At 49.9% G+C, this 18,987-nt stretch carries 19 protein-coding genes; 4 read left to right on the top strand and 15 right to left on the bottom strand.

Annotated features, from left to right (window positions below):
• Positions 1 to 58: 58 nt before the first annotated feature.
• From BQ6873_RS13370 to BQ6873_RS13350, 5 genes are read right to left on the bottom strand one after another with little or no spacing between them, the layout of a single operon-like run.
• A complete protein-coding gene (locus BQ6873_RS13370; protein WP_076593076.1) occupies positions 59 to 664 on the bottom strand; it encodes a pilus assembly PilX family protein in 606 nt (201 codons plus the stop codon).
• Complete coding sequence (locus tag BQ6873_RS13365) at positions 661 to 1,776, bottom strand: PilW family protein (protein WP_157889168.1); 1,116 nt, start codon at positions 1,774 to 1,776, stop codon at positions 661 to 663. Before BQ6873_RS13365 ends, BQ6873_RS13370 begins: the two co-directional genes overlap by 4 nt.
• 11 nt (positions 1,777 to 1,787) lie before the next feature.
• Positions 1,788 to 2,237 (bottom strand): PilV family protein, encoded by a 450-nt coding sequence (locus BQ6873_RS13360; protein WP_231949337.1) that lies wholly within the window; start codon positions 2,235 to 2,237, stop codon positions 1,788 to 1,790.
• Positions 2,238 to 2,249: 12 nt separating this feature from the next.
• A complete protein-coding gene (locus tag BQ6873_RS13355) occupies positions 2,250 to 2,864 on the bottom strand; it encodes a GspH/FimT family pseudopilin (protein ID WP_076594131.1) in 615 nt (204 codons plus the stop codon).
• The gene (locus BQ6873_RS13350; protein WP_076593073.1) at positions 2,858 to 3,316 is read right to left on the bottom strand and encodes a type IV pilin protein; all 459 of its coding nucleotides are present in this window, start codon (positions 3,314 to 3,316) and stop codon (positions 2,858 to 2,860) included. The genes BQ6873_RS13355 and BQ6873_RS13350 overlap by 7 nt, the downstream gene beginning before the upstream one ends.
• A gap of 179 nt (positions 3,317 to 3,495) precedes the next feature.
• Between BQ6873_RS13350 and BQ6873_RS13345 the strand changes: the two genes are divergently transcribed.
• Complete coding sequence (locus BQ6873_RS13345; RefSeq protein WP_076593072.1) at positions 3,496 to 4,587, top strand: enoyl-CoA hydratase/isomerase family protein; 1,092 nt, start codon at positions 3,496 to 3,498, stop codon at positions 4,585 to 4,587.
• Between the two features lie 51 nt (positions 4,588 to 4,638).
• Here BQ6873_RS13345 and BQ6873_RS13340 read toward each other — a convergent pair whose 3' ends face one another.
• Genes BQ6873_RS13340 through BQ6873_RS13310 form a run of 7 tightly spaced genes read right to left on the bottom strand, consistent with a single transcriptional unit; the run spans position 4,639 to position 12,571 of the window.
• Complete coding sequence (locus tag BQ6873_RS13340) at positions 4,639 to 5,787, bottom strand: deoxyguanosinetriphosphate triphosphohydrolase (RefSeq protein ID WP_076593071.1); 1,149 nt, start codon at positions 5,785 to 5,787, stop codon at positions 4,639 to 4,641.
• Between the two features lie 39 nt (positions 5,788 to 5,826).
• Positions 5,827 to 7,503 (bottom strand): bifunctional shikimate kinase/3-dehydroquinate synthase AroKB, encoded by a 1,677-nt coding sequence (gene aroKB, locus BQ6873_RS13335; protein WP_076593070.1) that lies wholly within the window; start codon positions 7,501 to 7,503, stop codon positions 5,827 to 5,829.
• Between the two features lie 58 nt (positions 7,504 to 7,561).
• Positions 7,562 to 9,622: a type IV pilus secretin PilQ gene (gene pilQ / locus BQ6873_RS13330; RefSeq protein ID WP_076594130.1), complete on the bottom strand. Its 2,061-nt coding sequence runs from the start codon at positions 9,620 to 9,622 to the stop codon at positions 7,562 to 7,564.
• Positions 9,623 to 9,657: 35 nt separating this feature from the next.
• Entirely contained in the window at positions 9,658 to 10,200 is a 543-nt protein-coding gene (locus BQ6873_RS13325; RefSeq protein WP_076593069.1) for a pilus assembly protein PilP, read from the bottom strand.
• Positions 10,197 to 10,853: a type IV pilus inner membrane component PilO gene (locus BQ6873_RS13320; protein WP_076593068.1), complete on the bottom strand. Its 657-nt coding sequence runs from the start codon at positions 10,851 to 10,853 to the stop codon at positions 10,197 to 10,199. Before BQ6873_RS13320 ends, BQ6873_RS13325 begins: the two co-directional genes overlap by 4 nt.
• A 15-nt stretch (positions 10,854 to 10,868) precedes the next feature.
• Positions 10,869 to 11,492, bottom strand: coding sequence for a PilN domain-containing protein (locus BQ6873_RS13315; protein ID WP_076593067.1), 624 nt, complete (start codon positions 11,490 to 11,492; stop codon positions 10,869 to 10,871).
• The gene (locus BQ6873_RS13310) at positions 11,492 to 12,571 is read right to left on the bottom strand and encodes a pilus assembly protein PilM (RefSeq protein WP_076593066.1); all 1,080 of its coding nucleotides are present in this window, start codon (positions 12,569 to 12,571) and stop codon (positions 11,492 to 11,494) included. The genes BQ6873_RS13315 and BQ6873_RS13310 overlap by 1 nt, the downstream gene beginning before the upstream one ends.
• Positions 12,572 to 12,924: 353 nt before the next feature.
• On the opposite strand from BQ6873_RS13310, the gene BQ6873_RS13305 reads away from it, so the two are divergent.
• Positions 12,925 to 15,276 carry a penicillin-binding protein 1A gene (locus BQ6873_RS13305; protein WP_076593065.1) on the top strand — a complete coding sequence of 784 codons (2,352 nt, stop codon included), beginning with the start codon at positions 12,925 to 12,927 and terminating at the stop codon, positions 15,274 to 15,276.
• 80 nt (positions 15,277 to 15,356) lie between these two features.
• On the opposite strand, the gene cyaY is transcribed toward BQ6873_RS13305, so the two are convergent.
• Positions 15,357 to 15,695: an iron donor protein CyaY gene (gene cyaY / locus BQ6873_RS13300; protein ID WP_076593064.1), complete on the bottom strand. Its 339-nt coding sequence runs from the start codon at positions 15,693 to 15,695 to the stop codon at positions 15,357 to 15,359.
• A 40-nt stretch (positions 15,696 to 15,735) separates the two neighbouring features.
• On the opposite strand from cyaY, the gene lptM reads away from it, so the two are divergent.
• Positions 15,736 to 15,954 (top strand): LPS translocon maturation chaperone LptM, encoded by a 219-nt coding sequence (lptM, locus tag BQ6873_RS13295; RefSeq protein WP_076593063.1) that lies wholly within the window; start codon positions 15,736 to 15,738, stop codon positions 15,952 to 15,954.
• A gap of 7 nt (positions 15,955 to 15,961) precedes the next feature.
• Complete coding sequence (gene lysA / locus BQ6873_RS13290; RefSeq protein ID WP_076593062.1) at positions 15,962 to 17,245, top strand: diaminopimelate decarboxylase; 1,284 nt, start codon at positions 15,962 to 15,964, stop codon at positions 17,243 to 17,245.
• A gap of 46 nt (positions 17,246 to 17,291) precedes the next feature.
• Here lysA and BQ6873_RS13285 read toward each other — a convergent pair whose 3' ends face one another.
• Both BQ6873_RS13285 and msrP read right to left on the bottom strand, forming a co-directional pair.
• Positions 17,292 to 17,936 (bottom strand): protein-methionine-sulfoxide reductase heme-binding subunit MsrQ, encoded by a 645-nt coding sequence (locus BQ6873_RS13285; RefSeq protein ID WP_076593061.1) that lies wholly within the window; start codon positions 17,934 to 17,936, stop codon positions 17,292 to 17,294.
• A gap of 55 nt (positions 17,937 to 17,991) precedes the next feature.
• Positions 17,992 to 18,975, bottom strand: coding sequence for a protein-methionine-sulfoxide reductase catalytic subunit MsrP (gene msrP, locus BQ6873_RS13280; protein ID WP_076593060.1), 984 nt, complete (start codon positions 18,973 to 18,975; stop codon positions 17,992 to 17,994).
• Positions 18,976 to 18,987 lie beyond the last annotated feature (12 nt).

Below are 18,987 nucleotides of genomic sequence, written 5' to 3'. Positions count from 1 at the left end.
AGCAGATTGTGCGACGCAAGCAATGAGCACTTTTGTAGAAGTAACAGAGCGATGTCGGTTACATTGAGACCATCGTTTGAACATAACTAACCGTATTCCTTGGCCCGGCAATTCGTACCGTGATCCGGTAATACACCGTCGAACCAGCATTGGGCTGAACTCCAGGACCTTGATCATTGCCCGTTGCAGCCGTCACCACTGGTGAAGAGGTACAAAACGCAACGGCTTTAGCCCCGCCTAAGTTGCACATACGATCAATAACATAGGAAACTTTATTGCCGCCGACATCAGCCTCGCCACCATTCAGATCAACCTTCCTAGCCGTTAGCGACTGTGTCCAATAGGCATCCCACGATTGCCCGGCCGTTGGATTCTGTGTGGCATCACCACCATTTGCTGCATACCCTTGTGTGACATCATCAGAACTTAGCGTGCTACCAACGTTAGCCGCTTGTAGCCAGGAAACGGCTGCCTCGACCCCAGCGTCCCCAGAATTCGTTGCTGCCTGCTGAAATGCCAAATTACCAGCAATAAGATTGCTCGTATCAACTGAGCGCATCAACGCAATGCCTGCAAGCGTCATCGCTACCAGTACTACAAGAGCAATAATCAATACCACTCCCGCCTGTTTTGCACGAGGAATAAAAAAACGTGAGGAACTCATACACATTCTTTCGGCACTCCCATCCATGCAACATTTCGAATCGGCACTATGGTCTGAAATACCTTATAGCGATAATGCTTCCATGGCTCATCAATCGCAGCATTTGGCCCCAAGGTACCTGCTGCGGCAACAATCGGGGCCGTAGCATTACCAGCCCACGTAGGCGCGTTTACAGGATTGCCCGTGTTAATCGCAGTCGTTGTGACAAGCTCTTTTTCATATTGGCTGCTACGTGCAACAAGAGCTAGTCGTATAGCAGAAGTTCGCGCCCAGCCGCACCCGGTAGTCGGTGTCGTTTGATCATAAACATCTGGAATGGCATCCATCACCGCAGTTGTATCACGTGCGTATTGCGCTTTCATACTGACAATGTCGGGCGCAAGTGGCACCCATATCGACGGATTGTCTGTGTTAGCGAGTAAGCCACAATCATTAATCATGTAATCGCAGACTGTCAGATTGCCGCCGCGAATAGCATAGGCAGACACAGTCGGTGCTTGCCCAAGGTTATAAAGCACAGTGCCACCAGCTCCTGTTGCTACCGTTACCGTATTTGCGGTAGTCGGTGGAGCTACTGTAATGCGTGTAAGAACCATATTGGCAGCACCGCATGCCGCTGGTACTGCAATGACTCTGTCACCCACGGCAAAGGCACTTGGCATTTGTACCGTATAAATCGTCGTACCATTATTAATGACGTTACCCTGCGGCTGACCATTAGTATTTCCGGTCATCACCAGCACCCTGTCAGTATTAACATCACCTGCAGGAATAATGTCCAGACTCGGGTTGATCGTGACGGGAGCCAAGGGAATGGCGGTTGCCAGTGCACTGCCCGATGCCACAGTCCATGTGACATTGCAATTAAACAGGCTCGCAGCACTCATGCCATACCCCGCCTGACTAATGTCTCGCTGCAATTGATACAACATCACTGCGCCATTACTTTGCGCATCTCCGCCACTAGTTGCGGTACGCTTTCGTCCCTCAGAAAGAGCAAAAACCTGCAGTATGACAATAACTGCCAGCATGCCGATCGCCAGTCCAACCATGATTTCCACCAAACTGAAACCCGTAGAGCGACGCACAGATAATTTAGAGCTCAACGACAATGTGTTCTCCTTTACCTAATTTGCGCAACAGTGACGTATTTATGCGGCTTATTATTAGACGCCTCACTCGGTGCAAGCCAATAGACAGTGATGGTTACCATCCCATCATTAGCCGTTCCAATAGATGTGACGTTTACCGTTGGCTGATATTCAGTTGCAGTAATTCCCGGCAGAGTGCTAGCCACCGCAGCCTTCCAATTAGTCAAATTCGTGGAAGTGCCATCTGCTGTATCGAAGTTGGCTTTTAAGGTTGCAGGAGTTCGATCGCTTACCCACATTTCCCCCAACAACTGATTGGCCAATAAACTAGCATCAGAGCGATACTTGGCATCAGTCACTTGCTTTACAGCGACGGACTGCATACCAACAAGGGCAAGTATGCCTAGAGAAAAAACAAGAATGGCAATCAGCCCTTCCAACAGCATCATGCCAGCTTGCTTATTTAAGGAAGTAACACGCACAGACATAACTCCTTAACATGCTTGAGGATCAGAGGGGCGGGTAAGTGCCGGATCGCACATACGAACCTGCCCTCCCGAGGTAACGATAACTCGCAAGCAGCGCATTACCCCACTCTCTGCGGCACAAGTACCGCCAGTAGGATTACTGACGTCGAAAATCGCATTATTTCCTGCTGGAAGCGTTCCGCTTGTTACTCTGCCTAAGCTATTAAAACTAAGCGTGGAAGTAAAAGTCGGGGCCGCATTTATTGCATTTGTTGACGCCACAACTTCCGACGTCGTCACTACCGCATTTGTCGATCCTTCAGCCGTGAGACGTGTTTGAATGATGGAAGGACAATCAGCTACACCATCGCTATCCAGATCAGCAACCGCTGTCTGACAACCAACGGTCCACGAAGAGCTAGAACCCAGGACAAATTGAATGTTCGCGTTCCTTCGAACAGCTTCTACCCGCGCTAGGCTGAGTCCATTTTGTATAGCCTCTGCTGCGTTACGAATTTTGCTATTCTGAATAAATGCACTGAAATTCGGTGCCCCCAAGGCAAACAAGACAGCAGCGATTACCAATCCGACCATTAGTTCGATCAAACTGACACCTCGCTGAGGTTGACGCAGAATTAGCACACGCCCCCCTTCTTGGTAGCCCAACAGCTATTATTACTAGTCCAACCGGAAGGTGCTCCAGTCGTCATTGTCGTTGCTTTGGTATTAGCTTGATCCACGGTGTAAGTAAAACCCGTCATCGTACCGGTGCCTACAGCTTGAAGTGTGAAGGCCGTCGCTGTTCCAGCCACAGAACAACTGAAAGTAAAATATTTACTAGATGTACTATCTGAGACACAAGGAGCATCTGTAATAGGTGCATAGGTGTGATTATCCTGAAAATATTGCTCCATCTGCACCCGCTTCGCCGCCAAATTGGATGTCGCATCTGGAATTTTTCCACGTATTACATAATCTCGGTATGCAGGAACTGCCACCGCAGCAAGTATTCCAATAATCGCAACAGTCACCATGAGCTCAATCAGGGTAAACCCCTTGGACCTGCGTAATGTCGGCAAAAATATATGTTTCATGGCATCTTTCCTGTAATTAACATTAATTTAAAGCAATCAATCGGTAGGGCCAGCCTCATCCGACAAACGGTGCAATTCAGGTTCTGAATGGTTGAGTCAACTGTGGTGCTTGCCACAACATAAGCCGATAGAATGAGCGGATATTATTCATACAACCTTACTCACTCATTTCGCGCATCATGTCCGAACACATACGCAGCAAACTCGCCCATGGCTTAGGCAACTTGATACTGGACCGCCCGCAGGCGATGAACTCACTCTCACTGCCGATGGTTCGCACGCTGATGCAAAGCTTGGCAGCGTGGCAAACAAATCCGGATGTGCGAGCAGTTGTCATCCGCAGCAGCCTCCCCAAAGCGTTTTGTGCTGGTGGAGACATCCGCTTCTTCCACGAAGTTGCACATGGCGGCCTGACCGGCGGTAGCGCATTGCTGGAGGATTTTTTTACTGAAGAATATGCTTTGAATCATTTGATTCATCACTATCCAAAACCTTATATCGCAGTCATGGATGGCATCGTGATGGGTGGCGGCATGGGGATTGCGCAAAGCAGCGCTGCTGCCAGCATACGCATCGTGACTGAGCGCACGCGCATGGCGATGCCTGAAGTGAATATCGGTTTATTCCCCGATGTAGGCGGCGGTTATTTCTTGTCGCGTCTTCAGGGAGAAATCGGCACCTATCTCGGGCTGACCGGAGAAATAGTCGGTGCAGCCGATGCGCTGTATGCAAATCTGGCCGATGTATTTATACCGCGCGCAGAGTTGCCAGCCTTACTGACCTTGCTCGAATCGGTCAAAGATAGTCAGTACCGTCAGGCCATCGAAGAGTTCGCCGCCCCGTTTGCTGCACAAATTAATCCTGCGAATAGCCTGCTTGCGCAACAACGCGATTTGATCGATCGTCATTTTGCACATAATGATGTAGCGACCATCATCGCATCCTTGAAACAAGATGATGATCCATTCGCGCAAAAAACTTGGGAGATATTGCTAAAGCGTTCGCCCTTGATGGTGCACGTATCACTGGAACAAATTCGACGTTCAGCCAAATTGGAACTAGCTGATTGCTTGCGCTTGGAACGTACAATGGTGCGCCGTTGTTTTGAACATGGGGAAACAGTAGAAGGCATACGCGCGCTCGTTATCGACAAAGATAATGCGCCGCAGTGGCGTCCTGCCTCATTTGAAGAAGTAACGCCAGAAATGATCGCACCGTTCTTTGACTCTGCCTGGCCAGACTATGCACATCCGCTACGCGAACTGAGTTGAAGCGAATAACGAGCGATTTTTTATCAAGAACCGAGCGGCATTACTCGCAACTCACATCTCTTCAATCATGAACAAGCGTCTATGCTCACGTATCGCATAGCGATCCGTCATCCCGGCAATGTAATCGGCAATGTCGCGCGCTTGCGTTGCCCCGGCCTGCGGAGCATCGCTGGGCGCCCGTTGATAATCTGGCGGCAATAAATTCGGTTCGCGCATGAAGGCATCAAACAATTCCGTCACGATGCGTCTCGCCTTGCTCGTCATGCGATTGACTTGAAAATGTCGGTATAGATTTTCGCGCAAGAAGCGTTTAAGCAGTGCAGCTTCCGCACGCATATTGTCTGAGAATGTAATCAAGGCATGCGCATTGCGCACATCGTCTACCGTTTTTAACTGCGCGGCTTGAATGCGTTGCTGCGAAGCTTCAATGACGTCGACGATCAACGCATTGATCATGCGACGTATCGTTTCATTGATGGCACGTCTCCCATTGATACCTGGGAACGCCAATTCGACTTGATGACGATGCCGTGCATAAAAGTCAACTTCATCTAACTGTGCCGTCGTGAGCAAGCCAGAACGCAAGCCGTCATCAATATCGTGATTATTGTAAGCAATTTCATCGGCCAGATTCGCCAGCTGTGCTTCCAGCGTCGGCTGTTTTTTATCGATGAAGCGCTGCCCTATCGCACCCAGTTTTTTTGCATTCGACAAAGAACAATGCTTGAGTATGCCTTCGCGCGTTTCGAACATCAGGTTCAAGCCATCGAACGCACCGTAGCGCTGCTCCAGCGTATCAACCACGCGCAGGCTTTGCAGATTATGTTCAAAGCCGCCGTAATCACTCATGCAAAGATTCAATGCATCCTGACCCGCATGGCCGAATGGCGTGTGACCAAGATCATGCGCGAGCGAAATTGCTTCAACCAGATCTTCATTCAAATGTAAATTACGAGCGATCGAGCGGGCGATCTGTGCGACTTCAATACTGTGTGTCAAGCGCGTGCGGAATAAATCACCTTCGTGATTGACGAACACTTGTGTCTTGTATTCGAGCCGACGAAAAGCAGCGGAGTGAATGATGCGATCGCGATCGCGTTGGAACTCGGTGCGCGATGAGGTAGAAGGTTCATTGAAGCGGCGACCCGTCGATGTATCGGAACGGGCCGCATATGGTGCCAAATGAGCTTCTATATTCATGTCAGCCTATGCTTGGACATGCGATGAGCGAATGACTGCTCAGGAAATGCATGCGTTCAATGTTTGCAACAACACTTCTTGCGGCACTGTCATGATGACTGATGTACCCAATGGTTTAAGCAAAATGAATTTGATTTGGCCGCCTTCATTCTTCTTATCGACTTCCATCAGTTCCAACCAACGCTCAGTGCCAAGATCAGGTGCGACTGTCGGCAAACCCGCAGCTTTGACAACTGCTGTAATGCGCTCTTTTGACACGGCATCGATGAAGCCCAAACGATGCGACAAATCTGCCGCCATCACTATGCCGCAACCGACGGCCTCACCATGCAACCAAACGCCATAGCCCATGCCTGCTTCAATCGCATGACCAAAGGTGTGACCGAAGTTTAGAATCGCACGCAAGCCACCTTCGCGCTCATCTTGACGCACTACATCTGCCTTGATTTCGCATGAGCGTTTAATCGCGTAAGCTAAGGCATCAGCATCTTTTGCCACCAGCTTGCTCATATTGGCTTCTATCCAATCGAAGAATGGCGCATCAATGATGGCGCCATGCTTGATCACTTCCGACAAACCGGCAGACAGTTCGCGGGCTGGCAATGTATTCAGTGTTGAGGTATCGGCAATCACGGCTTGCGGTTGATAAAATGCACCGATCATGTTTTTACCGAGCGGATGATTAATCCCGGTCTTGCCGCCGACGGAAGAGTCAACTTGCGATAACAATGTCGTCGGCACCTGGATGAATGGCACGCCGCGCATATAAGCTGCCGCAGCGAAACCTGTCATGTCGCCAATCACGCCGCCACCTAATGCGACCAAGGTCGTTTTGCGATCGCATTTTTCAGCCAGTAAAACGTCGAACACCTTCATCAGATTCGCCCAGTTTTTTTCTTCTTCGCCGTCAGGTAACACGATCTGCGTTACCTGCTTACCGGCAGCAGTCAGCGTTTTACTCACTTGCTCAAGATACAAGGGAGCAACCACGGTATTAGTCACGATGGCAACACGCGAACTGACAATGTGCGCGGCAAGTACAGCCGGATCACCAAGCAAGGATTGCCCAATCGTGATTGGGTAGCTGCGCGTACCGAGATCAACGTGCAAGGTATCGGCAGTAGAAGAGAGCTGAGACGTCATGGAATACTTTGATAAAGATTGATGATCCTGTTGCAACGATGCATGCGCCTCCGTCGGCACATGCTCGGGCCCAAGCTGAGACAAAATGGACTGCATCAGGAATTGTACGTTAGGTCGTCCGGTATCGATGACGATGTGCGCAATTTCATTATAGAAAGGTTCGCGCGTCCGGGATAATTCTTCTATGGTTTTGCGCGGATCAGCTGTTTGTAGCAATGGGCGATTTTTGTCGTGGCTGGTGCGCTGCAAAATGCTATTGACGCTGGCGCGCAGATAAATCACCGTGCCGCGCTCTTTAAGAAAGGCCCGGCTTTCAGGATTCAATACTGCGCCACCTCCCGTTGCCAAGACAATATCGTGTTGCGCGGTCAAGTCGCGGATAACTTCCGCTTCCCGCTGACGAAAGCTTGCTTCGCCTTCGATTTCAAAAATCAAGGGAATGGACGCACCGGTCCGCTCTTCGATTTCATGGTCGGAATCGATAAACCGTTTGTTTAGCCTTTTTGCCAGCGCACGACCGACTGTCGTTTTGCCGGCACCCATCAAGCCGACCAGAAAAATATTTCCACCCACTACAAACTCTCTCTAATCAGGCGCAGCAGCCAACATGGCTCTGCCTATAACCGGCATCCTACCTGATTGAAACCTTGTCGTTGAGAATTTTAGGTGTCAGGAAAATAAGTAATTCTGTTTTGTCGTTGGTACGACCGGTAGTTTTGAACAAATTACCAAGAACTGGAATATCGCCAAAGAACGGCACTTTAGATACCGAATCGCGTTCGGTTTGCTGGAAAATGCCGCCAATCACGACCGTACCACCGTTATCAATCAGCACCTGCGTCTTCACATGCTTGGTATCAATCGCAAAACCGGAACGGGTTTCTACGCCTACAGTATCTTTCGTCACATCAACGTCCAGGATCACGTTGCCATCCGGTGTGATTTGCGGTGTGACTTCCAGCTTCAAATTGGCTTTACGGAAAGACACACTGGTTGCACCGCTGCTAGTCGCTTGCTGGTATGGCAACTCTGTACCTTGTTCGATCAGGGCTTTCAACTGATCAGCGGTAATGACACGTGGACTGGAAATGACTTTACCTTTACCGTCAGCCTCTAGTGCCGACAGTTCGAGGCCAATAAAGCGAGTTGCTGCAGCGTTAAACAGGGTCAAGGCAACTGAGCCCGGAGTATTACTGTTGATTGTGCTAGCAGGCAAATTGACTGCGCTACTGCCCAAGGTCGGCGCACCCGCCGCGGTAGTGGCGCTCGTTTGTTTACCACCCAGCTCGAAGTTTCCTTGATTTTGTACACCAAACGACAATTTGGCACCCAAGCTGCTACTAAACTTATCATCCGCCTCAACGATACGCGCCTCTATCATGACCTGACGACTAGCAATATCGGTTTTTTTCACCAATGCACGAATCTCTTCCAGCTTGGATGCGATATCAGTAACGAACAATTGATTGGTACGCGGATCAACTACAGCACTGCCGCGCTTGCTCAGGATGCTACGGCTACCACCATCAATACCGAAAATCTGTTTAAACGCTTCCGCTTTTTGATAATTCAACTGGAATATTTCCGTTTTGATCGGCTCCAGCTCGGCGATTTGTGCACGTTGTTCCAGCTCTAGTTTTTCCTTCGTCAGCAATTCGTCACGTGGCGCAATCCACAGTACCGAACCATTCTTCCGCATATCGAGACCTTTAGCCTGCATCACGATATCGAGAGCTTGATCCCAAGGCACATCCTTCAGGCGCAGGGTCAAATTACCGCTCACCGTATCGCTGGTGATGATGTTCAAACCTGTGAAATCAGCAATCACTTGCAATACTGCACGCACTTCAACGTTTTGGAAGTTCAAGGACAATTTCTCGCCGCGATAATCACGCACACCTTGCCCAAGCTTGTTTGGCTCTTCTTTTAGCGGCTTGACCTCGATTACCAATTGCGTATCGCTTTGATAGGCACTGTGCTCCCACAAACCCTTAGGCTCAATGGTCATGCGCACATTGTCGCCTTGCTGCTGGGTCGTAACGATATTGACCGGCGTACCGAAATCAGCAACATCCAGACGACGACGCAAGACGTCCGGCACAGTCGTTTTCATGAAATCGACTTCAATCTTTTTACCTTGCTGACGTACATCCACTGCAACTTGGTTGTTCGGCAAATCGACAACGATACGACCTTCCCCATTATTACCACGGCGGAAATCGATATCACGCAACGCTTGTCGCCCGCTACTTACCTGCGCACCCGGAACAGGCAGACCAGCCGCATTAACCGGTGTCGCGACAGCACCAGTGCCATCGATGGTAACGATCACAGTATTGCCATCTATCGTCGTGGCGTAATTCAATGAACGCGTCAAATTGAATACCAAACGCGAACGATCACCTACCTGCACAATATTCGCGTTCCGAACATCGCCCAAGCCAATATCCTGCAAGCCTTTGCCAGTGGCATTCGCTGTATTCGCAAAATCAAGCGCAATGCGTGCCGGGCTGCTGATGGAAAATCCGACTGGCGGTTTAGCCAACGGATTTTTTAATGCCACCTTCACCACGACATTTGAGCCTTGCTGATTGGCCGTAATGGATTGAATTGCGTTTTCCTGTGCTGCCGCTACACCACCGATCGATAAGAGACCGACAAACGCAAATAGTCGCCACATTTTTTGCACCATCCCTTGAGAGCTTTTGAATTTTTTTTGTAACGCGATCATTTTTGCGACTCCTGCAACTCCAGCTTGGCTTCACGTTCGACCCAATCGCCGGCCGCATCTTGAACGACTTCTTTCAACGCTACTTCTGTATCGGTAATTCTGGTCACCATGCCGAGATTCTGGCCGATGTAGTTTCCTACCTTGACTTGATATATTGATTTGTCTACCTGCAACAAGGCATAGGTCAAACCCGGCTTGGTCAAGGTTCCAACCATCACCAAGGTATCCAGCGGATAACTTTCCAATGCTTCGCGACGCCTATCCAGATTGGGCCTGATCGAACCGCCATCTTTACGCGCCTTGGCCAATGCCACTGCCAGTTTGTTTGGGCTGTAAGGATCTTCTCTATCCTTGGCGTCATAAGTAAACGGCGTGAATTTTTTCGGCTCAGACAAAGGCTTGATGGACACACGCGTTTGCTGTCGGACTTCCTTCATCCACTGACTGACATCATCGGTCCCGCTATTACCGCAACCAAACAAACCGAATGCCAGCATGACCGGAGTAACGCGCTTCATGAATTGAATGAGCGTCATCATTTGCCACCTTTTTTCTTGCCGGCAGCGGCCTTGCGTTGTGCGGCAACTTCTTCGTCATCCAGATAACGGAACGTCTTGGCAACCGCATCCAAGGTCAAGGTATTGCCCTTGGCGACAACCAGATTCATATTATTCAAGGTGACGATACGCGGGAGGTTCGCAATATCGCTGGAAAACGCACCGACGTCGTGGTAACTCCCCGTTACCTTGATTGCGATTGGCAATTCCGCGTAGTAATCTCGCACGACGACCTGGCCCGGCTTGAACAGTTCGAATTGCAAGCCACGTCCCAAGCCAGCCTGATTGATGTCTGACAGAAGTGCATCCATCTCCGCCTTGCTTGGCAATTGTTTTTCCAGCGTGGAGACGTATTCATTGACTTGTTCTTTTTGCTTGCGCAAACCGACCAGATTAATCGCCTGCTGTACTTTGGATTTGTACGCATCTTTCAGCGTCAACTCTTCTGCAGCCGTACGATCAAGCTCATCCAACTGCTCGCTCCAGTACAAGTACCAACCAACACCAAGTACCGCCACCAGCACGCCAAGCGCGCACAACATACGCGGAACAACCGGCCATTGACCAGGATGCAAGCCATTCAGATCGCGGAACTGCGCGCTGATCGATTCACCGATATTTTTCAGATCTGCCATGATGCCTGTCTCATATCAAGGTTTCGGTGGAGTCGCGACTGACGCAACTCCCTTTGCATCTACCGCCGCAGGATCTTGATCCCGCGGACGCTTGATGCCGGCATTGATGGTGAATTCAAATACTTTCTTTGCATCCTTGCCCTGACCGATACCTGTTGAGCGAATCTCGATCAAATCCGGACGCTCTAACCAAGGCGAATGATTGCCAAGATTGCGTAGCAATTCAGAAACACGTTCATTCGATTGCGCGTAGCCATTCAACAGAACACGTTGTCCATCCTGCTTAAAGGATTTGAGATACACGCCTTCTGGAACTTGCTGCGCCAGTTCATCCATCAGATAAACCGGTTGATTGCGATCGCTTTGCAAATCTTCTACTGCTTGCTGACGCGCTTTCAAGGCTTCGATTTCCTGCTTCAGATTCGCCACTTCCTTGATTTCGCCATCAAGTCGCGTATTCTCGGTTTTAATGAAATTATTGCGCTCTTGTTGATCGGACAGCTGACTAGCAAAGAACGCACCTACCGCGATTACGATCAAGGCGCCGAAGATCCCGCTCAATAACATCAGAGCGACAAAATCCTTTTTACGTTGCTTACGCTTTTCTTCCCGATGCGGAAGTAAATTGATACGGATCATCAGTCAAACCTCCGCATCGCCAATCCGCATGCGACCAAATAAGCTGGTGCTTCTATGCGTAACTGTTTTTCTCGTACGTTCGGGCTAAGCTGCATCCCTTTGAAAGGGCTGACGACAGAGGTCGATAATTTGGTACGGTTGGCAACCATGTCCACCATGCCTGGAATGATGGCGCAGCCGCCAGCCAGGAATAATTGGTCGACACGTGTATAAGGCGTCGAGGTAAAGAAGAATTGAATCGCGCGCGTTACCTCAAGCGCAGCACTTTCCAGAAACGGTTCCAGTATTTCTGTCTGATAGCCATCTGGCAAATCGTTGTTTTTCTTTTTGATTTCTGCTTCTTCGTACGACAAGCCGTAGGTGCGAGTAATCTCTTGCGTCAACTGATGACCACCGAACGGCTGTTCGCGCTCATAAATCAATTGGCCATCTAGCAACATCGAGACATGCGTGACTTGCGAGCCTATCTGGAACAAACCCATGATCTGGCCTTGTCCGGCATTCGGCAATTGCTGAGTAATGCGATCAATAGCCGCACGTGCCGCGTAGGACTCAATATCCATGATAGTCGGCGTCAAACCGGCCGCTTCAGCGACAGCTACACGATCCTCTACTTTTTCTTTGCGGGTTGCGGCCAGCATGACTTCAACGTCATCTGGCGAATTTTCAACCAAACCGATCACATCAAAATCAAGCCGTACTTCATCCAACGCAAAGGGAATGTATTGGCTGGCCTCGGTTTCCACCTGCAATTCCAGCCCTTCTTCGGACAAACCGCTGGGAAGTATGATCTTTTTAGTAATAACTGATGCAGGCGGCATGCCCATCGCCACAAACTTGGCGCGCGTCCCGCTTTTTTTCCAGACGCGTTGGATAGCATCCGATACCAGATCGATATTTTCGATGTTGCCATCCACCACTGCGCCACGCGGCAGCGGTTCCGAGGCAAAACACTCAAGACGTAATTCGCTTTTTCCTACTTCAGACAATTCAACGAGTTTCACCCCGGAACTACTAATGTCTAAACCAATCAGCGGCGGATTCTTTTTGCCAAACAAGGAGCCAAAATCTAAAGCCAAGGGCAGTTCTCCCTAGAAACGTTATTTAGTATGTGAACGCGACGCCGTTTAGCTTGTCCAAACTCGAACTAATAGAAAAGCGATGTTTTTTCGATAAAATTCGTTTAAAAACGTATATTTAGAGCACATTGATAAAACGTTACATTAAATCGTAGCAACAAGCCTCCAAAAGTGTAAAGCAATTTCCACAAAGTAATTTGCAATTCCGTTGCCAAAAGTCCACGTAGCAAATGGGATGTTGTAATTAGCCCTATTTGTTACTGTTTGTTGGTCACAATTAAGTCACAATCTCGCCCCTTCACAGCAGCCAGCTATAATGGCCCGAATATCGATCTCTCACTTTTCCTCTCTGCATGGCTTCCAAACAATCACCGTCCGGCAGTACCGAACCAAAATCACCTAAACGCGCACCCAATCTGGCATTACGAATCAGCCTAGGAGTTATCGGCTTGATCGCAGGTTTGGGCGTCATAGGCGCACTGATACTGTTTTTTGCGTTGGCGATGGCGTATCCCAATTTGCCGGCACTGGATTCACTCACCGATTACCGGCCGAAAATTCCACTGCGCATTTTCTCCGCAGATAACGTATTAATAGGTGAATTCGGCGAAGAACGACGAAATTTGGTTCATATCAAAGAAATTCCGGACATTATGAAGAAAGCCGTACTGGCGATCGAAGATGACCGTTTCTTTGAACATGGCGGCGTGGATTACGTCGGGATCGTGCGCGCAGCAGTGCACAATCTGAGCGGCGGCACGCGCCAAGGCGCCTCCACGATTACTCAGCAAGTCGCACGAAACTTCTTCCTGTCGAGCGAACAAACGCTCAAACGCAAGATTTACGAAGTGTTGCTGGCGTGGAAAATCGAGAAGAACCTGTCGAAAGATCAAATTCTTGAGGTCTATATGAATCAGATTTATCTGGGACAGCGCGCTTACGGCTTCTCGTCCGCCGCACAGATCTATTACGGTAAGAAACTGCAAGACATCACGATAGCCGAAGCAGCGATGCTGGCGGGCTTGCCGAAAGCACCATCCGCCTACAACCCGGTCGTCAACCCAAAACGCGCCAAGTCGCGTCAGCAATACATCCTGCAACGGATGTATCAACTGGGCTATATCAGCGAAGCAGAATACAACCAAGCCAAAGACGAAGAGCTCAAGATCAAGACAAATAGCAGCGAATTCGGCGTACATGCTGAATATGTCGCGGAGATGACGCGTCAACTGGTCTACGAACAATTCAAGGAAGAAACTTATACCCGCGGCTTGAATGTCTTCACGACGATTACCAAGGCCGACCAAGACGCGGCCTACCTCGCAGTACGCCGCGGCGTGATGGACTATGAAAAACGCCACGGCTATCGCGGTCCGGAAAGCTATATCGAGATTCCGACTAATAAGGAAGAAGCTGAAGCCGCCATTGAAGTCGAGCTGGCAAATCACCCAGACAGCGACGATCTAGTCGCAGCCGTGGTACTGGAGGCCACGCCTAAGCTGGTCCGTGCAGTATTGGTCTCCGGTGAAGAAATTCAAATTGAAGGTTCTGGCCTGACCTTTGCCGCCAATCTGTTAAGTGAAAAATCGCCACCGAACAAGCGCGTCAAGCGCGGTGCAGTCATCCGCGTCATGCAAGAAGGAAAAACCTGGAGCATCATCCAGATGCCGGAAGTGCAATCCGCCTTCGTCGCAGCCAATACCAATGACGGCGCGATCCGTGCCCTGGTCGGCGGTTTCGACTTCAATCGCAATAAATTCAATCACGTCACGCAAGCGTGGCGTCAGCCCGGCTCGTCATTCAAGCCATTCATTTATTCCGCGTCGCTGGAAAAAGGCTTGTCGCCTTCCACCATCATCAACGATGCGCCTATCAGCTTCGATGCAGGCCAAACTGGCGGACAACCGTGGGAGCCAAAGAACTACGACGGCAAATACGAAGGTCCGATGACGATGCGCAAGGGCTTGGCCAAATCGAAGAACATGATTTCCATCCGCATCCTGCATAAAATCGGCGCGAAATACGGACAGGAATACATCACCCGCTTTGGCTTTGATGCAGACAAAAATCCGCCGTATCTGACCTTGGCGCTAGGCGCAGGCTCGGTGACGCCACTACAAATGGCCGCTGCCTACTCGGTTTTTGCCAATGGCGGCTACAAAGTCAGTCCATATCTGATTTCCAAAATCAGCGATGCCAATGGCAAGTTGCTGTCTGAAGTCAAACCTGACAAAGCCGGCGATGAAGCCAATCGCGCCATCGATGCACGCAATGCATTCTTGATGGATAACATGCTCAAGGGCGTCGTTACTTCTGGCACCGCGATCAAGGCGATGTCTTTGAAGCGTACCGATCTGGCTGGAAAAACCGGCACCACCAATGATTCCTTCGATGCCTGGTTTGCCGGATATCAACCCAATATTGTCGGTATTGCATGGATAGGTTTCGATCAGCCGAAAAATCTGGGGAATCGCGAAACCGGCGGCGGGTTGGCCTTACCGATCTGGATCAACTACATGCAAAAGGCACTGAAGGATGTGCCCATGGTTGAGCGCACCGTGCCGGAAGGCATCATCACCGTCAATGGCGACTACTATTACGCAGAAAGCCCACCAGGATTAGGTGTGCGTAATCTGGACGCGGGCGATGCAGCAACACCGTCGAATGCACCGACCAAGGATGAAGTAAAGAACGAATTGTTCTAATTCTGACAAGAAACTGCAACAATACAAAAAGCGGGAAGCCCTTAAGGTCTTCCCGCTTTTTTATTGGATACAACAACAATTCAATGCTTGTCGTGCAAGGTCACTGCTATACCGCCCTGCTTGCTGACCATTTCCGACAAAGCTGCAAATAACTCCGCGCCATCGCGTGTATTTACCCATTGCGTGCCATTGCCCTTGAAATGGAACCCGCCGGATTTTGCCGCCACCCACAATTCCTGCATAGGCGCCTGGCTATTGACGATGATTTTCGAGCCGTTATCGATGAATTCGATCTCCAGCACATTGCCGCTGCGCGTACATTCGACATCCAGATCGCTGGTATTGGCCAGATCTTCCAGCGTCGCCTCAATTTGGTCCAACGTTGCTTCTGCTTGCTTCAGGAATTCTGATTCGGTCATGCTACACTCCAACTCGTTTCGTTAAACAGTGATTCTAATCGTGAAGTCTCATTCTGGCTTATCGCGCTTCGTCGCGTTTCTTTACACTCTTGCCGGCATAGCCTGCATCAGTCTGCTCGCCGGTTGCGGTCAGCAAGGGCCGCTTTATATGCCCGGCAGCAAGCCGCCATCAGGCCAAACACGCAAGGCTGCACCAGTCATGCCGCCAGCAACGACTACTCCTGCGGCAGCAGACACCACGTCATCTGATACCAAGTAAACCCATCATGTCGCATTTTTCTTATCAAGACGGCGTACTCTGCGCGGAGGATACACCTCTGACGCAAATCGCCCAACAATTCGGTACACCAACCTACATTTATTCCAAAGCAGCGCTGGTGGAGAATTTCTCTTCCTACGCCGATGCCTGCAAAAAGCATGGCCGCAATGGTGATACTGCTCTGGTGTGTTATTCGGTTAAATCGAATTCCAATCTGGCTGTACTGAATCTGCTCAGCAAACTCGGCTCCGGTTTCGACATTGTCTCCGGCGGTGAATTATTACGCGTATTGGCTGCTGGTGGTTCACCACGCAAAGTCATTTTTTCCGGCGTCGGTAAATCGCGCGAAGAAATGCAACTTGCCTTGTCGCACGACATTCTATGCTTCAACGTTGAATCGATTCCTGAATTGCATCGCCTCAATGCAGTCGCGGCAGAAATGGGCAAGCAAGCCTCCGTTTCCTTGCGCGTCAATCCTAACGTCGATGCAAAGACGCATCCGTATATTTCGACAGGATTGAAAGACAATAAATTCGGCATCGCTTACGAAGACACGTTGACGACATACCGCGTTGCTGCAGCTTTGCCTAATATCAATGTAGTCGGCATCGATTGCCATATCGGTTCGCAATTACTGGACGATGCGCCTTTGCTGGAAGCAGTCGATAAATTGATCGAGTTGATCGATACCTTGGCGAGCGAAGGAATAGCTATCCATCATCTGGATATCGGCGGCGGCATCGGCATTAATTACGACAACGATAAACCGGTTGCAGTTGGTGATTATCTATCGCGTCTGTTTACCAAAATCGATGCATGGCGCAACAGCAAACACGGCGGCGCACCTATCAAAGTATTGTTCGAACCAGGTCGCTCTATCGTCGGCAATGCCGGCATCTTGCTGACTGAAGTGCAATACATCAAGCATGGCGAGACCAAGAATTTTGCGATCGTTGATGCCGCAATGAACGACTTGATGCGCCCAGCCATGTATGAAGCATGGCATGGCGTGCAACCTGTAGTGCAACGCGATTCAACGGCACAAACTTACGATGTAGTTGGCCCGGTATGCGAATCAGGTGACTGGCTCGCACGTTCCCGCGAACTGGCAATAGCAGAAGGCGATCTGCTGGCCATCATGTCGGCCGGTGCTTACGGCATGACCATGTCATCCAACTACAACACGCGTGGTCGCGCTGCAGAAATCATGGTGGATGGTGCAACGCCACACCTGATACGCAAACGTGAATTGGCGAGCGACCTGTTTGCGCTGGAATCTTTATTGCCTTGATTGTATGCATGCGAATAGGATAAGCACTGCTTATCCTATTCGATGATTAGATAACACTACCTGCGACCGCAGGCGCTTTCGCCCTCTTCTGCCACCACCAAAAAATCCGCAGCAACAGCAAGACAGCAACGATTGATCCAAAAATGATCGGTTGTTCGAAATCGTGTTTCCCCGCCTTCATCCACCAAAAATGCAAGATGCCCAGCATCGCAATCGCATAGACCAGGCGATGCAGCCATTGCCAACGCTTGCCCCCCAAACGTTTCACCATGCCATTCGTACTGGTAACAGCAAGCGGAATCAATAAGACGAATGCAGAAAAACCAACGGTGATGAAGGGACGCTTGAGCACATCTTTCCACATCTCAGCCAGATCAAAGAAATGATCGAACCAGAAGAAAGTCATGAAGTGCAGGCAGGCATAAAAGAAGGCGAACAAACCTATCATGCGACGCAATTTGAGCAACCAGTTCCATTTACTAAAACGTCGCAAAGGCGTCACCGCCAAAGTCATGCACAGAAAATACAGCGTCCAGTCACCCGTATTGCGCGTGATGAATTCAATCGGATTGGCGCCCAACTGATCCGTCATGGTAAATAACACCAACCGAGCAAACGGCAGCAAGGCCAGCGCGAATAAGATAGCCTTCAGTATCGTGAATTGGCGCGAAGAAGGATTAAGCGTCAGCATGATGCGCTCTTGATAGTCACGGAAATGAGCTTGATCAAAAAGTACCTTGTCAGCATCAGAAAAATTTCTTCAAGTCCATGCCCGCATACAGTGGAGCAACCTGACTATATCCATTGAACATCAAGGTTGGGCGCTTCTTGGTAAACAAGCCGTCTTCACCAATACGGCGCTCACTCGCTTGCGACCAACGCGGATGATCAACTTGTGGATTCACATTTGAATAGAAACCGTATTCGCGTGGTGCTGCCAGATTCCACGCCGTACGCGGTTGATCCTTGGTAAAGCGGATCTTGACGATAGACTTGGCCGATTTAAAACCGTATTTCCACGGTGTCACAATCCGCACAGGCGCGCCATTCTGATTCGGCAATACTTCGCCATACATGCCTAGCGTTAGCAGCGTCAGAGGATGATTTGCTTCATCAATGCGCAGACCTTCTACATACGGCCAATCCAGCACGGCACGATTCAAGCCCGGCATCGTTTCCTTATCTGCCACTGTCACGAATTCAACATACTTTGCGTTGGAATTCGGTTCGACCTTCTTGATCAATTCCGACAATGAATAACCTATCCACGGAATCACCATCGACCAACCTTCCACACAGCGCAATCTATAGACGCGCTCTTCCAGCGGAGCCAATTTCAGCAGACTATCCATATCCAGCGTCATCGGTTTTTTGATTTCACCTTCTATAGCAATCGTCCACGGATGCGTCTTCAGTGTGGAGGCGTAACGCGCGGGATCGCTCTTGTCGGTACCGAATTCGTAAAAATTATTGTAAGTCGTCGCGTCTTTGTAGGATGTTTGCTTATCCATCACGACATAAGCCGGATTCAGCTTGGCTGCGAGTTTTTGTGCAGTGGCGGATTGTGCGGCAAATGCTTCGCGCGTTGCCATTTCGAGCAATGCGCCACCGGCAATAGAGCCGACTGCAAGTTTTTGTATGAAAGAACGTCGCGCTTCAAAGACCGCACGCGGTGTAATTTCAGAGGCGTATGGAAGATCGATTCCATCCGAATTGCGTTTGATTAACATGGCAGCTCCGTA

The organism is Herminiimonas arsenitoxidans (assembly GCF_900130075.1).
Lineage (GTDB): Bacteria > Pseudomonadota > Gammaproteobacteria > Burkholderiales > Burkholderiaceae_D > Oxalicibacterium > Oxalicibacterium arsenitoxidans.
The sequence above is the reverse complement of the archived record's forward strand: the minus strand, read 5'-3'. Positions and strand labels throughout refer to the sequence as shown.

Excerpts from the sequence above, each read along its gene's own strand:
- BQ6873_RS13370 (WP_076593076.1), bottom strand. The coding sequence starts at position 664 with ATGAGTTCCTCACGTTTTTTTATTCCTCGTGCAAAACAGGCGGGAGTG.
- BQ6873_RS13350 (WP_076593073.1), bottom strand. The coding sequence starts at position 3,316 with ATGAAACATATATTTTTGCCGACATTACGCAGGTCCAAGGGGTTTACC.
- BQ6873_RS13345 (WP_076593072.1), top strand. The coding sequence starts at position 3,496 with ATGTCCGAACACATACGCAGCAAACTCGCCCATGGCTTAGGCAACTTG.
- BQ6873_RS13340 (WP_076593071.1), bottom strand. The coding sequence starts at position 5,787 with ATGAATATAGAAGCTCATTTGGCACCATATGCGGCCCGTTCCGATACA.
- pilQ (WP_076594130.1), bottom strand. The coding sequence starts at position 9,622 with ATGGTGCAAAAAATGTGGCGACTATTTGCGTTTGTCGGTCTCTTATCG.
- BQ6873_RS13325 (WP_076593069.1), bottom strand. The coding sequence starts at position 10,200 with ATGATGACGCTCATTCAATTCATGAAGCGCGTTACTCCGGTCATGCTG.
- BQ6873_RS13320 (WP_076593068.1), bottom strand. The coding sequence starts at position 10,853 with ATGGCAGATCTGAAAAATATCGGTGAATCGATCAGCGCGCAGTTCCGC.
- BQ6873_RS13315 (WP_076593067.1), bottom strand. The coding sequence starts at position 11,492 with ATGATCCGTATCAATTTACTTCCGCATCGGGAAGAAAAGCGTAAGCAA.
- BQ6873_RS13305 (WP_076593065.1), top strand. The coding sequence starts at position 12,925 with ATGGCTTCCAAACAATCACCGTCCGGCAGTACCGAACCAAAATCACCT.
- cyaY (WP_076593064.1), bottom strand. The coding sequence starts at position 15,695 with ATGACCGAATCAGAATTCCTGAAGCAAGCAGAAGCAACGTTGGACCAA.
- lysA (WP_076593062.1), top strand. The coding sequence starts at position 15,962 with ATGTCGCATTTTTCTTATCAAGACGGCGTACTCTGCGCGGAGGATACA.
- BQ6873_RS13285 (WP_076593061.1), bottom strand. The coding sequence starts at position 17,936 with ATGCTGACGCTTAATCCTTCTTCGCGCCAATTCACGATACTGAAGGCT.
- msrP (WP_076593060.1), bottom strand. The coding sequence starts at position 18,975 with ATGTTAATCAAACGCAATTCGGATGGAATCGATCTTCCATACGCCTCT.